At 73.8% G+C, this 13,282-nt stretch carries 12 protein-coding genes; 5 read left to right on the forward strand and 7 right to left on the reverse strand.

What is annotated here, in order from left to right:
• The 3 genes from J7E94_RS16730 to J7E94_RS16740 form a co-directional block, all read right to left on the reverse strand.
• Positions 1–723, reverse strand: a 723-nt coding sequence (locus tag J7E94_RS16730) for an S-adenosylmethionine synthetase N-terminal domain-containing protein (protein WP_285440771.1), incomplete at its 3' end; no start/stop codon positions are given.
• A gap of 58 nt (positions 724–781) precedes the next feature.
• Positions 782–3,241 (reverse strand): condensation domain-containing protein, encoded by a 2,460-nt coding sequence (locus J7E94_RS16735; RefSeq protein WP_215016232.1) that lies wholly within the window; start codon positions 3,239–3,241, stop codon positions 782–784.
• A gap of 139 nt (positions 3,242–3,380) precedes the next feature.
• Positions 3,381–4,856, reverse strand: coding sequence for a multicopper oxidase family protein (locus tag J7E94_RS16740; RefSeq protein WP_215016233.1), 1,476 nt, complete (start codon positions 4,854–4,856; stop codon positions 3,381–3,383).
• Positions 4,857–5,127: 271 nt separating this feature from the next.
• Here J7E94_RS16740 and J7E94_RS16745 point away from each other — a divergent pair, with 271 nt between their 5' ends.
• From J7E94_RS16745 to J7E94_RS16765, 5 genes are all read left to right on the forward strand, one after another.
• On the forward strand, positions 5,128–6,522 hold the full coding sequence (locus J7E94_RS16745) for an aspartate aminotransferase family protein (RefSeq protein WP_374224454.1): 1,395 nt from the start codon (positions 5,128–5,130) through the stop codon (positions 6,520–6,522).
• 52 nt (positions 6,523–6,574) lie between these two features.
• Positions 6,575–7,165 (forward strand): hypothetical protein, encoded by a 591-nt coding sequence (locus J7E94_RS16750; RefSeq protein ID WP_251056771.1) that lies wholly within the window; start codon positions 6,575–6,577, stop codon positions 7,163–7,165.
• Positions 7,162–7,797, forward strand: a complete 636-nt coding sequence (locus J7E94_RS16755) for a DUF6875 domain-containing protein (protein WP_215016236.1) — start codon at positions 7,162–7,164, stop codon at positions 7,795–7,797. The genes J7E94_RS16750 and J7E94_RS16755 overlap by 4 nt, the downstream gene beginning before the upstream one ends.
• 192 nt (positions 7,798–7,989) lie before the next feature.
• Positions 7,990–9,147, forward strand: a complete 1,158-nt coding sequence (locus J7E94_RS16760; RefSeq protein ID WP_308345166.1) for a polyprenyl synthetase family protein — start codon at positions 7,990–7,992, stop codon at positions 9,145–9,147.
• Positions 9,144–9,773 (forward strand): biliverdin-producing heme oxygenase, encoded by a 630-nt coding sequence (locus J7E94_RS16765; protein ID WP_215016238.1) that lies wholly within the window; start codon positions 9,144–9,146, stop codon positions 9,771–9,773. The genes J7E94_RS16760 and J7E94_RS16765 overlap by 4 nt, the downstream gene beginning before the upstream one ends.
• 19 nt (positions 9,774–9,792) lie before the next feature.
• Here the strand turns inward: J7E94_RS16765 and J7E94_RS16770 are convergent, their stop codons facing one another.
• From J7E94_RS16770 to J7E94_RS16785, 4 genes are read right to left on the reverse strand one after another with little or no spacing between them, the layout of a single operon-like run.
• Positions 9,793–10,635: an alpha/beta fold hydrolase gene (locus J7E94_RS16770; protein WP_215016239.1), complete on the reverse strand. Its 843-nt coding sequence runs from the start codon at positions 10,633–10,635 to the stop codon at positions 9,793–9,795.
• Positions 10,632–11,354 (reverse strand): indole-3-glycerol-phosphate synthase, encoded by a 723-nt coding sequence (locus J7E94_RS16775; protein ID WP_215016240.1) that lies wholly within the window; start codon positions 11,352–11,354, stop codon positions 10,632–10,634. The genes J7E94_RS16770 and J7E94_RS16775 overlap by 4 nt, the downstream gene beginning before the upstream one ends.
• The gene (locus J7E94_RS16780; protein WP_308345167.1) at positions 11,351–12,097 is read right to left on the reverse strand and encodes an N-(5'-phosphoribosyl)anthranilate isomerase; all 747 of its coding nucleotides are present in this window, start codon (positions 12,095–12,097) and stop codon (positions 11,351–11,353) included. Before J7E94_RS16780 ends, J7E94_RS16775 begins: the two co-directional genes overlap by 4 nt.
• Positions 12,094–13,239: an acyl-CoA dehydrogenase family protein gene (locus tag J7E94_RS16785; RefSeq protein WP_215016241.1), complete on the reverse strand. Its 1,146-nt coding sequence runs from the start codon at positions 13,237–13,239 to the stop codon at positions 12,094–12,096. The genes J7E94_RS16780 and J7E94_RS16785 overlap by 4 nt, the downstream gene beginning before the upstream one ends.
• Positions 13,240–13,282 lie beyond the last annotated feature (43 nt).

Below are 13,282 nucleotides of genomic sequence, written 5' to 3' on the forward strand. Positions count from 1 at the left end.
CAGCAGCCGGTAGCCCTCGGTCTCGAGCTTGATGCCGCCGTCCGCCAGCTGAGCGAGCACGTACTCGACCACGTGCTCCTTGATGTCGGGGGCCAGCAGCGCCTCCAGGTCGATGTCGGAGGCGTGCTGCGAGGAGACGACGACCGTGTCGAGGCGGACGGCCTTGTCTCCGTCGTACTCGATGGTGACCTGCGTCTTGCCGTCCGGACGGAGGTACGGGAGCGTGCCGTTCTTGCGGACCTCCGACAGCCGGCGGGAGAGCCGGTGGGCCAGGTGGATCGGAAGCGGCATGAGCTCGGGGGTCTCGTCGCAGGCGTAGCCGAACATCAGGCCCTGGTCGCCGGCGCCCTGCTTGTCGAGCTCGTCCTCATCGCCCTCGACCCGGTTCTCGTACGCCGTGTCGACGCCCTGCGCGATGTCCGGGGACTGCGCGCCGATGGAGACGGAGACACCGCAGGAGGCGCCGTCGAATCCCTTGACGGAGGAGTCGTAGCCGATCTCCAGGATCTTCTCGCGCACGAGCTGTGCGATCGGCGCGTACGCCTGCGTCGTCACCTCGCCCGCGATGTGCACGAGACCGGTCGTGATCAGCGTCTCGACCGCGACGCGCGAGGCGGGGTCCTGGGCGAGCAGCGCGTCGAGGATCGTGTCGCTGATCTGGTCGGCGATCTTGTCGGGGTGTCCCTCGGTCACGGACTCCGAGGTGAACAGACGACGGGACATGTCACTCCTGGTGGTGTGGGACGGGGCGTCGTGTCGGACGGGTGCAGGGCAAGGGCGGTCAGGTCCGGGCGGTGGTGGTGGCCGCCGCGGCCGTCTCCAGGGTCCGGGCGAGGGCGCGGACCGGGTCGGGGCCACCGCCTTCGGTGGTGAGGGTGCCGCCGATCGCGACGAGGGGCGGGTGCCAGCCGTGCGAGGCGATGCGTTCGGCGACCTCGCCTGCGAGGGAGCCCGCGCCGGAGAACCCGCCCAGCAGCAGCGGCTCGCCCCGGGCGAGGGCGGGCCGGAGCGCGGCCAGTACGGTCCGTGCGTCGGCGGGCGGCCGTACGGTGGTCAGCGCCTGCGGGCCGGGGTAGGCCTCGGCGAGCGCGTCGTAACAGCCGGGCGGTGCGTCGGGCGGCGGGACCAGGCAGATCGTGCCGGCGCCGGTACGGGCCGCCGCGCGCAGGATGCGCAGCGTGCGGGCGGCGGCCGCCGGCCGGGCCACGCGGGGCACCGGGCTGCCGTCGAGCAGCGCCAGGACCTCGGCGACGGTGGTGGTTTCGCCGGCGGCGTCGGGCAGTTGGCGCAGCAGCAGGGTGGTCTGGGCGAGGGTCTCGGCGGCATCGGAATCGGCGACGCGCGCCCGGTCGTAGACGGAGGTGAGGACGAGCCCGCCTTCGGCGTCGTGGTGCGCCGTGACGGCGAACGGCAGCGCGGTGTGCGCCCCGATGGCCTCGGCGGCACCGACCCGTACCCCCTCGGCGGCGAGCTCGGCGTGGACGGGATCGTCGACGGGCCCGGCGGGCGCCTTCGACTCGAAGGCGATGACCGAATCGGGAACCCGGCGCGCGTCGCCCCCGAAGCCGAGCCCGTCGCCGGGGCCGGTGCCGGGGCCGGTGACCGGGCCGTCGCCGAGGCCGGTGCCCCCTTCAGCGCCGGAGCCGGAGTCCGGCACAGAGCCCAAGCCGGCGCCAGGGCCGACGCCCACGTCGGCGCCCCCTTCAGCGCCGGAGCCGGAGCCGGAGCCGGAGCCCGGCCCAGGGCCGGAGCCGGAGCCCGGCCCAGGGCCGAGCCCGGAGACCGGGTCCGCGCCCGCGCCGGTGCCTGTGCCCGGGTCGGTGTCCGTGTGGGTACCCGCGCCCGCGCCCGCGGCAGGGAGGCCCGCAGCGCGGGCGGACCACTGGGCCGCCTGGCGCGGGGAGACCCATTCGTAGGAGGCCCGGTCCAGGGCCTGGTCCGTCAGCGTGGTGAGGAGGGCGGTCAGCGGGGCGGACGGGTCGATACGGACGTGCAGCGGGAGGGCGCTGCGCAGCGGACCCGGGAGGCGGTCGGCGCCGGGGAGGGGGATGCCGCGGCCCGAGACGGCCGCCGCGAAGGCGACCGCGGGCGCGCCCGGGGCGGCACGGTGGAGCTGGAGGGCCCACACCGCGTGCAGGGCCGTGCTCTCCGTCGCGCCCCGGCCCGCCGCCCAGTTCCGCAGGCGCAGCGCCTCGTACGGGGTGAGCCGCTGCCGGGTCCGCCCGTGGCCGCGCGGCCGCGAACCGCTTCCCGAGGCCCGCTCCGGTCGCCCCGGCAGGCCGGCGGCGCCCGGCGGGGCCCCGGCGCGGGACCAGAACACCCGGGCCGGTGCCGGGTCCTGCCGGGCCAGCCAGCGCATGTGGTCGCGGATGTCGGGCCGCCGCTCGCTGCCGAGCGGCCGCCCGTCGGCGAGGTAGGCCCGGTACAGCGTGCGCTGGAGCACCCGTGCGCTCCAGCCGTCGAGCAGCGCCTGATGGTAGGTCAGCAGCACCCTGAAGACCTGCCCCGGCTCCTCCAGCAGCGCGATCCGCAGCGCGGTGCCCGGCCGGTACAGGTCGAACTCCCGCATCCGCTCGCTCAGCAGCAGCGCATGCCAGTCGGCGCTGCCCCGCGCGTGCCGTTCCAGTTGCGGCGCGGCGTGCGGGTGTACGGCCACGAGCGGTACGGCGCCGGGCGCCGCGGGCCTGGCCAGCGCGGTGCGCAGCACCGCCTCGCTGTCGTACAGCGTCTGCCAGGCGGCCGCGAACCGCCGGGCGTCCAGCGGTCCGTACCAGCGCCAGTGCAGCTGCTCGACGTGCAGCCCGGCGCCCGGGTGGGTCATCGCGTCCAGCAGTACGTCACGTTGCACGGGCGTGATGGGAAGCGGCCTTTCCGGTTCCGGGTCGACACGTTCGGCATGACGGGCGTGCCGGGCATACCCCGAGCGCCCGGCACGCCCGGCACGCCCGGCATGGCCGGCGCCCCCGGCGTCTTCGGCGCCGCCCGGCTCCCGGGCGGCGTACGGCTCCTCCCCCGCCGCCCCGCCTCCGGTCAGCAGGTCGGACAGCCGTCCCGCGGGGAACGGCGGCGGGGGCAGGGTGAGCGTGTGGTGGTGGGCGGTGTGCCGGTGCAGCGTCGGCGTGCACGGCGGCAGCAACGCGAGGGCGGCGGTGAGCGCGGCGGGGGTGAACCTGCCGTGGAGGTCGAGGGAGGTCGGAGGGCCGGGTCTGAGGACCACGGTCATGGCCACGGTGGCGGCCATCGGCTTCCCTCCTCTTCCCTTTCGGCTTCGGACTCATGTGGGGACTCGTGGGGGACACGGCCGGACATGGTCTGTTGCCGAGGATTCTTCCGCCCGGTCCTCGGCCCGTCCTTGAGCGCGCGTCGAGCGGCGAGCGCCCCTACCGGATGCGGAAGTTGGCCATCATCCCCATCGCCGAGTGGTCCAGGAGGTGGCAGTGGTAGACGTACGTCCCCTTGTACGTGTCGAAGGTGGCGTGCAGCTTCACCGTCTCGCCGGGGAAGAGGCGGACGGTGTCCTTCAGCCCGGCCTCGGCCGGCCCCACCGGGGCACCGCCCCGTTCCAGCACCCGGAACTGCACCAGGTGCATGTGGAAGTTGTGCGGAACGATCTTGTTCGCGTTGGTGACGGTCCAGATCTCCGAGGTGCCGTGTGCGATGGTCTGGTCGATGCGCTCGGGGGCCCACGCCTGGCCGTCCATGAGCCCCCGCGGCTCCTGCCGGCCGTCCTCGTCCATGCTGAGGACGATGTTGCGCTGCACCGTCGCCGCCGGCATGGCCGGCAGCGTGCGCAGCACGTCCGGCACCCGGCTCGGGTCGGAGGCCGTCCGTACGACGTCGAAGCGCAGCACCTTGCCCACCTGGTCCGGCGTCCCCGGGCCCAGGGTGTTCTCCAGCACGATCTTCGTGCCGACGGGGTAGCGGGAGAAGTCGACGACCACGTCCGCCCGCTCCCCCGGCGACAGCCCGACGGTGTCCGTCGTGAAGGGGCGTTCCAGCAGCCCGCCGTCCGTGCCGATCTGGACCATCTGGCCGCCGTCCGACAGGCGCAGCTGGAAGAAGCGCATGTTGGAGCAGTTCAGCAGCCGGAAGCGGTACTTGCGGGCGGCCACCTCGAAGTAGGGGGTGGGGCGGCCGTTGGCGAGGATGGTGGTCCGGCCGAAGACGTCGTCCATGACGTAGACCAGCTGCCCGGCCTCGTCGAAGCGGGCGTCGCGGAGCGCGATCGGGACCTCGTACTGGCCGGCCGGCAGCGGCAGCGACCGCTCGTTGTCGTCCGAGAGCAGGTAGGTGGCGGACAGGCCGCGGAAGACGTGCTCCGACTCCATGTGGTGGGCGTGGTCGTGGAACCACAGGCCGGCCCCCGGCTGCTCGTTCGGGTAGCTGTACGCGCGCGAGGTGCCCGGCCCGAAGGTGTCCATCGGGCCGCCGTCGTTCTCCGGTGAGACGCTGCCGCCGTGCAGGTGGACCGAGACCGGCATGGTGAGGGCGTTGCGGTGCCGGATCACCACCTTCCGTCCGCTGCGCGCGCGCAGCACGGGGCCCGGGAAGTGGCCGTCGTAGGTGAGGACCTTCGTCTGCACCCCCGGGATGATCTCCCGCGACACCTCCTTGATCGTGACGGCGTACGTGTCCTGGCCGCCCAGCTGGGATATCGGCGAGAGCACCGGCAGCGTCGGCATCCGCACGGTGAAGGGCGGCGGGACGGTGACCGCCTGCGCCCCCGCGGCTGCGGCGTCGGCGGCGGTGGCCTGCGCGGATCCGGCGCCGAGCAGCGGCGTCAGCCCGCCGGCGGTGAGCAGGCCGGCGCCGGTCGCGGCGATGGCGCCGCCGAGCACGCTGCGTCTGGTGACCATGGAATGTCCTCCTGGGAAGGGGTGGGGTGCGCGCGGGCGGCCGGGGCAGGGCCGATCGCGCTGCCGGCAGCGGGCGAGCGGTACTCCTCGCACAGGCGGCGCGCCGCGAGTGCACCAGACCCGGCTTGCGCATCACTCGAGCCCAGATGGGGGGCGGGCGTTCGGCGTTGCGCGGGCCTTGCGGGCCCTGGGCAAGGCTCCTCGTGTGTACGTACGACCGCGTACGCGCGACTCGTGCCGCCGATCGGGGCGGCCGCTGGGGGAGGCACCCGTGGATCTGAACGACCTGCGCGACTTACGCGACTGGCTGCCGCGCGCGCTCGGGGTGGCCGAGCGGTGGGGCGGGCAGTTCGGCCCGTACGAGACCCACGAGGCGCACCGGATCGACCCCGACGCGTTCACCGAGGCCTTCGACCGCCTCGCCAAGCGGATGGACCACAACTATCCCTTCTTCCACCCGCGTTACGCCGGACAAATGGTCAAGCCGCCGCATCCGGCGGCCGTCACCGGCTACCTGACGGCGATGCTCTTCAACCCCAACAACCACGCCGCGGAGGGCGGCCCCGCGACCACCGGGATGGAACGCGAGGCGGTCGCCGCGCTGGCCGGCATGTTCGGACTGGACGCGCACGTCGGGCACCTCACCACCAGCGGCACGATGGCCAACCTGGAGGCCCTGTACGTCGCCCGGCAGCTGCACCCGGACCGCGGCATCGCGTACAGCTCCGAATGCCACTACACCCACGAGCGGATGTGCCACGTCCTGGGCATGGAGGGCCACCGCATCCCGGCCGACGCGCGCGGCCGCATCGACCTCGGCGCGCTGGAGGGAGCGCTGCGCGGCGGGCGGATCGGCACCGTCGTCGTCACCACCGGCACGACCGGCCTGGGGGCGGTCGACCCCGTGCACGAGGTGCTGCCGCTGGCGCGCCGGTACGGGGCGCGGGTGCACGTCGACGCGGCGTACGGCGGCTTCTACGCGATCCTCGGCCGGGCGGGTGCGGACGGCGTCGACCCGGCGCCCTGGCAGGCGATCGCCGGGTGCGACTCGGTGGTCGTGGACCCGCACAAGCAGGGGCTGCAGCCGTACGGCTGCGGGGCGGTGCTCTTCCCGGATCCGCGCGCCGGGCGGCACTTCGCGCACGACTCCCCGTACACCTACTTCACCGACGCGGAGCTGCACCTGGGCGAGATCAGCCTGGAGTGCTCGCGGGCGGGCGCGGCGGCCGCCGCCCTGTGGCTGACCCTGCAGCTGCTGCCGCTGACCCCGGACGGCTTCGGGCGGATCCTCGCCGCGAACCGGCGGGCCGCGCTGCGGTGGGCGGACCTGCTGACCGCGTCCGACGAGCTGGAGCTGTACCAGCGCCCGGACCTCGACATCGTGACGTACTTCCCGGCGACCGCCGACGGCTCCCTGTCCTCGATCGACGCGGCGTCGGACCGGCTGCTGCGCGACGGCATGACGGCGGAGGCGGACCCGGTGTTCCTCAGCGTGCTGCGCGCGGACGCCGACGCGTTCGTACGGCGCCACCCGCGCGTGGTGCGGGACGCGGAGGCGGCGCGGGTGATCCGCAGCGTCCTGATCAAACCGGAGTCCGAGCACTACCTGCCGGCCCTGCACACCCGCGTGGCAGAACTCGCGGCCCACGGCCGCGCCGCGCTCTGACCCCCGTCCACCCTCCATCCCTTCACCCGACCGGAGGCTTCCCTTGTCCGCCTTGTCTTCCCCGTCCGTGAACCGGCCGGCCCCATCGGCCGTCACCCACCTCTCCGCCCTCCTCGCCACCTCCTTCCACGAGGACGCGCTGACCCGCTGGATGATCCCCGACGAGCGGCTGCGGGCCGAGCTGCTGCCCGGGTTCTTCCGGGTGTTCGTGGAACTGTCGGCCGCCCACGACGGGGTGCTCACCACCCCGGACGGCGACGCGGTGCTGCTCTTCCTGCCGCCCGGCGCCGAGCCGGACGAGGCGGCCCTGGACGCGGCCTTCGCCGCCGCCCTGGGCGAGCACGCGGACGCGATGCGCGCCATCGCCGCCCTCCAGGAGGAACGGCATCCGCACGGCCCTCCGCACTACTACGTCTCCTTCGGAGCGGTCCGCCCCGGCCGGCAGCAGGGCGGCCTGATCTCCGGGCTCCTCGGCCGGCTGCTGGCCCGCGCGGACGCCGAGGGCGTCGGCCTGTACACGGAGGCCAGCTCCCCGGGCGGCGAGGCCGCGAGCCGGCGCGCCGGCTTCGAGCGCCTGGGCGGGGACATCGCCCTGCCCGACGGCGGACCCGTACTGCGACCCATGTGGAGGGAACCCCGATGAGGGGAGACGATCTGATCCAGTCGTGGACCGCCGGCGAGATAGCCCGCGGGAAGGCACCGGCGGAGCACCTCGGACCGCTGCTCCAAGTCCTCGTGTGGAGCCGGGACTTCCTGGTCTCCAGCCACCCCGAGCTGGGCCGCACCGGGCCGGTGTGCCCGTACACCCAGCCCTCGCTGCGCAAGGAGCTGTTCCACCTCGCCGTGCCGTCCGCCGGCTGCGAGGACCTGGCCTCGGCGGTCGACTCGCTGCGCACCCGCCACGCGGTCCTCTCGGAGCCGCTGTCGCCGGAGGACCGCGAACTCCTGACCATCCTCCTGGTCCTGCCGGGCTTCGACCCGACGGACTCGGTGGAGCTGGACGAACTCCAGCGCAAGGCGAAGGACGAGTTCGTGGCGGAGGGGCTGATGATCGGCCAGTTCCACCCGGTGTGCGAGGAGCCGGGCCTCTACAACGAGGCCTTCCGCCCGCTGCGCGCCCCGCTCCCCCTGCTGGCGGTCCGCAAGCTCCTGGTCTTCGACCTCCCGTTCCTGGTGAGCGACGACTTCCACATGGACCACTACCTCCAGCGCTTCGCTCCGGCCATTCCGGCCCGCGTCCGCGACCAGCTGGTGAGCCGGGTGGTGGCCGCCTGACCCCTGATACGGCTCCGGCCCCGGGTGCGCCATGCGACCGGGGCCGCGGTCGCGTGTCCGAAACCCGCCCCGTCCTCGCCCGGCATCCGGACGCAGGCTTGTGACACCCGTGGGTAACGATCACGCTTCGCCGTGCCGGGCCCGCAGCTGTCGGGGCTCGTGCTTCGAAGAGCGGCGATGTGCGGAGGCGGAGTGACGGAGACGGTGGATGCGCCGGGGGTCGAGGCGGTGGTGCGGGGTGACGCGGCACTGCTGGAGGACGATCTGGCCGGGTTCCTCGGCTCGCTGACCGCCGCACCAGCGGGCCCGGGCCCGGCGGCATCGGTGTACGACGCCGCGCTGCGGCGTTCCCTGTACGGGCCGGTCGCGGACGCCGTCGGCTCCAAGGCGGGGCAGGAGGCGCTGCCGCCCGCCGCCGGGGCGCCGGGGAGCGGCCGGGCCCCGCTGCGCCCCTCGATGGTGTACTGGGCCTACCGCAACTACCGGGGCTTCCCCAACGAGCCCGGCCGCCAGGCATCCCCGGCGGAGCTGGCAGCGGTCCGCCGGGCGGCAGTTGCCGTACGGATCCTGCTGAAGGCCGCCGTCGCGATCGACGACATCCAGGACGGCAGCGGCGTCCGCTACGGCGAGGCCGCGCTCCACGTCACCCATGGCATACCCCTCGCCCTCAATGCCGGCTCCTGGCTGATCACGGCCGCTCTGGGGCATGCGGCCGACCCCGCCGTCGTGGCGAGCCTGGTGCGGGCGGTCGGCCAGGGCCTGACCGGCCAGGCCGTCGACCTGTCCACGCGCTCGCCGCAGACCCGCGCCGAGCTGATGGCCGCGCCCCACGCGGCGCGTGTGGAGTTCTGGGAGTCGACGGCCGCGCTCAAGACCGGGACGCTGTTCCGGATGCCGCTCGACGCGGCGATGGCGGCCCTGGACGTCGTCGAGGACGAGCGGCGCGCGCTGGACGGCGCCATGCGCGCACTCGGTCTGGCGAGCCAGCTGTTCAACGACCTGACCGACTTCGTGCCGGAGCTCGGCGGGGCCAAGACCCACGAGGACTTCGACGGACTGGGCAACCGGGTCGTCCTCGAACTGCTCGGCTCCGCGCCGCCCGCGGGGCGCGCCCCGGACGAGCCGGCCGGCACGTGGCTGAAGCCGTTCGTCCTCGGCCATCCGAAGCTGGAGGGGACGCTCCTTCGGCTCGCGGCGGAAGCGGTCGAGCTGAAGCGCGCGGCCAAGGAGGCCGTGCACGGCCTGTGCCGCTCGGAGCGCAGCGCGGCGTACTTCGACGTGACGGTCGAACGCAAGGGGCACCTCATCGACCGTCTGTACCGGACGCTCCGGCAGCGGAGCGGCGCGTGAGCGCCACGGTGGTCGAGCGCCTGCGGTCGGGCACCCGCGCCTGGCACGACGGCCTGGAGAGCACCCGGTTCGCGACCGCGATGACCGCCGGGACCCTCCCGCTCGACCGGTACGTCGGGCAGCTCACCGCCTACGGCGTGGTGCTGGAGGCGCTCGAGGACGAACTGTCGCGCGCCACCAGTCCGTCCGTCGGCTCGGTGTGGTCGGCGGACCTGGGCAAACTTCCCCTCGTCGAGCGCGACCTGGCGTACTTCGCCGGCGCCGGCGGCGCCCCGGTGCCCTGGGCGGCCGCGGAGGCGGGGGCGTTCGCGCGGGAGATCCGCCGTGCCGCGGCATCGGACCCCCGGGCGCTGCTCGGGTTCCTGTACGTCATGGAGGGCTCCACGCTCGGCGGCCTGGTCCTGCGCCCGTACGTCGCCGCGGCCTACGGGCTGCACACCGGGGACGGCGTGGCCTACTACGGCAGCGGCGACCGCGCACGCTGGGCGCGCTTCACCGCGCGCATGAACGGGGCACTGACCGAACCCGGGGCACAGGACCGCGTCATCGCCGCCGCCCGCCGGGCCTGCCGGCACACCGCCGCGATCGCCCGCGCCCTGTCCGCGGGCCTGCCCCCGGGCCCGTGACCCGGCGCGGCCGCGGGCTCTAGGGCTGCGCCGCGAGGAGGCGGTCCTCCAGGAAAGTCAGGACCCGCAGGTGGTAGGCGGGGGCGGTGTGGCCCAGGCTGATGTTGTGGCCCGAGGCGGGGAGGTGGTCGACCGCGACCGAGGGGGCGGCCGTCAGGCGGGAGGCCATCGCCGACAGGGTGGGGGCGTCCAGGTGCCACCAGGCCTCGTGTTCCGCGAAGGTGAGGCGGACCGGGACGCGGACGCGCGGGGCCAGTTCCTCGTACTGGCCGGGCCACCGCAGGGTTTCCGCCGACTCGCGCGGCGGGGTCGGGGCCAGCAGGGTGCGGCTGGCCTGGAAGGTGCCGCGCGGGTAGAGGTTCAGGGGGCCCCAGTTGAGCTTGGTGGCGCCGCCGCCCAGCGTGGAGGGGAAGTGCAGGGCCTCGGGGTTGTACCGGTAGCCGACCCCCGAGGCGTCCAGGCCCAGCAGCGGTACACCGCCGTCCGTGGCCGCCGTGTGCAGGGCGACCTTGCCGCCGTCCGAGTGGCCCAGCAGGAAGACCCCCGCGCCGGTCTCGTGCTCGGCGGCGTGCTCCTTCAGGGCCGCGTGGAGGGTTTCCGCCTGGCCGGCCAGGGTCTGGCCCTCGGGCAGCAGCTCCGCCGAGGCCCCGTACCCCGGGCGGTCGACCGCCAGGACCGCGTGGCCCAGGCTCGTGGCGAGGGGGACGAAGGAGTTCCAGTACGCCGCCCGCATGCCCCGGCCGTGGATCGCCAGGATCGTGGAGCGGGCGGCCCCGCCCTGCGGCAGCGCCAGGAGCGCCGACAGCGGGATGCCCGCGGCGTTCAGCGTGTACGGGCGCAGTCCGCCCGGGAGCGTAGTCATCGGACCGTCAGCCCCTTCCGCGCACCCTCCATCGCGTCCACCCACACCGACGGCGAGCCGGTGCGCAGCAGCGAGGTGCCCACCAGCAGGCCCCCGAACCCGGCGTCCAGGAGTCCGGCGGCGGTCTGCGGGCTGTCGATGCCGCTCGCGCTCACCGGGCAGGCGGCGCCGGCCGCGCGGACCGCCGGCAGCAGGTCCAGGGAGCGGCCGAGGTCGCCGGCGCCGCGCTCCCGCGTCTTGATGTCCTTGTTGTTGACTGCGATCACGCATTCCTCGGGGTGGTGGACCGATTCGAGCTCGGCCTCCTGCGTGATCTCGACGAACGGGGTGAGGCCGGTCAGCAGGCACTCCGTCACCAGCGTCCGCATGCTCGACGCCGGCAGCAGCGCCGCCGTCAGCAGCACCGCCGACGCCCCGAGTTCCTTCGCCGTGCGGACCTGGTCCTTCCTGGTGATGAAGTCCTTCTGGAGGAGGGGGAGGCCGGTCAGCGCCGCCACGTCCCGCAGCAGCGCCGGCGAGCCGCCGAACCAGCGGCCCGTCACCACCGAGATGCAGGGGGCGCCCGCCGTCTCGTACGCCCCCACGATCGCGGCCGGCGTCCGGCCGCCCAGCATGTCGTAGCCGTGGGCGTCGCGCCGTTTCACCTCCATCACCACGGGGGCCCGGGAGGCCAGGAGGGCCTCGAGAAAAGGGAAGCCGGTCCGGTTCTGCTTCGTCATCGCGACAGCTCCAGCTGGGGGTGGTCGGGGATGCGGGCGGTACGGGCGCCCGTGCGCCAGGCGCGGGCCAGGGCGGCGATCTGCGGGACGCCGAAGCCGCCGGTCGCGCCGTCGCGCGCCGCGGTGTCCACGTCGATGCCGCGGAACCGGGGGTGGCGCACCACCTCCTCGTACGCGGGGCGGTTGGCCGGGGTCAGGCCGCCCGCCAGCAGGAACGGCCGGGTCAGCCGGGGCAGCAGGGCCGTGACGCGGTCCGGGTCGAGGGCGGCGCCGGTGCTGCCGATCCGGCCGTCGCCGGTGGCGGTGTCGAGGAGGAAGAGGTCGGTGCCGGCCCGGTCGTAGGCGCCGATCAGCGGGCGTTCCACACAGCCCCCGCCCTCCTCGACGTGCAGCACCTTGACGATGCCGACCTCCGCCGGAAGCGCCTCGCGCAGCGCCCGTACGACCGTCGGCGGCTGGTAGGCGTGGAGCTGGACCCAGCCGGCGCCGGTGCGCCGCACGATCGCGGCGAGCTCACCGGCGTCGGCCAGGAACGTGACCAGGACCGGCAGGAGGCCGGCCGAACGGGCCGCCGCCGCAAGGGCGGCGAGCCCGTCCAGGTCAAGCTCCGAGGGGCCGCCGGGTACGCCGTGCCAGAGCCCGACGCAGTCCGCCCCGGCGGCCGCCGCCGCCTCGATGTCCTGCGGGGCCGTGGCCCCGCAGACCTTCAGCAGCGTCCGGGACAGCGGGCGGGTGGTGCTCACTTGCCCAGTCCCAGCATCGAGGCGATGCGGTTGTACTGGATCTCGTTCGTGCCGGAGTAGATCGTGCCGCCGACGGCGTTGCGCACGTCCTGCTCCAGGCCGAACTCGGACATGTAGCCGTGGCCGCCGAAGACCTGCACGGCGGTGAGGCTGGTGGCCAGGTTGCTCTCGCTCGTGACGATCTTGGAGATGGCGAGGTCGGCGGTGACGTTCTCGCCGGCCTCCAGCTTCTCGCCCGTGTCGTAGAGCCACTTGCGGGCGGTCTCCAGCTGGATCTTCGTGTCGACGATCTTGTTGGCGATCGTCTGGTACGAACCGATCGCCTTTCCGAACGACTTGCGCGTCTTCGCGTAATCGACACACCGCTCCAGCCGGTGCTGCATCTCCCCCACGTTGACGATGAAGGAGAAGAGGATCTCCCGCTTCATCACGTGGTCCAGGACCAGGAACCCGCCTCCGACCCGGCCGAGCACCGCGCTCTTGGGCACCCGTACGTCGTCGAAGAACAGCTCGCTCAGCGGCGACGTCCGCAGACCCATCTTCTTGATGGGCTTGCCGGCGGTCAGTCCGGGAGTGCCCCGGTCCACCAGGAACGCCGTCGTCCCGAGCGGGCCGCCGTCCGGATGGGTCCGGGCGTAGACCACGATCACGTCGGCGATCGGTCCGTTGCTGACGAAGACCTTGCTGCCGTTGATGACGAAGTCGTCCCCGTCGCGCACGGCCCTGGTGGTCATCGCCATGGCGTCCGAGCCGCCCTCGGCCTCGGTGATGGCGTGGGCGCCGATCGCCTCACCCGAGCAGATCTGGGGCAGGTAGCGCTCCTTCTGCTCCACGGTGCCGAACTGCTGGACGGGGATCCCCGTGGAGCAGATGGACGTCGTGACGCAGAAGCTGAGGCCCGCGTCGCGGTTGTACTCGCCGAGGCCCTCCAGCACGTACATGGTGGTGAGCAGCGACTGGCCGAGGCCCCCGTAGTCCTCCTCGAAGGGCAGTCCCAGGATCCCGGTCTTCTGGACGAGCTTCCACTTGTCCTCCGAGAAGGCGGACTGCTCGTCGAGTTCGATGTGGTCTGCGCTGAGTGCGTCTCCCCACCTCTCCAGGCCTTCGCGCAGATCTGCCTGGTCGGCGTTCCAACGGATCACGACGACCCCTTTTGATTCGATTGGCTTTGATTCGGTGATGGTG

The sequence above is a fragment of the Streptomyces sp. ISL-94 genome, from assembly GCF_018614075.1.
Lineage (GTDB): Bacteria > Actinomycetota > Actinomycetes > Streptomycetales > Streptomycetaceae > Streptomyces.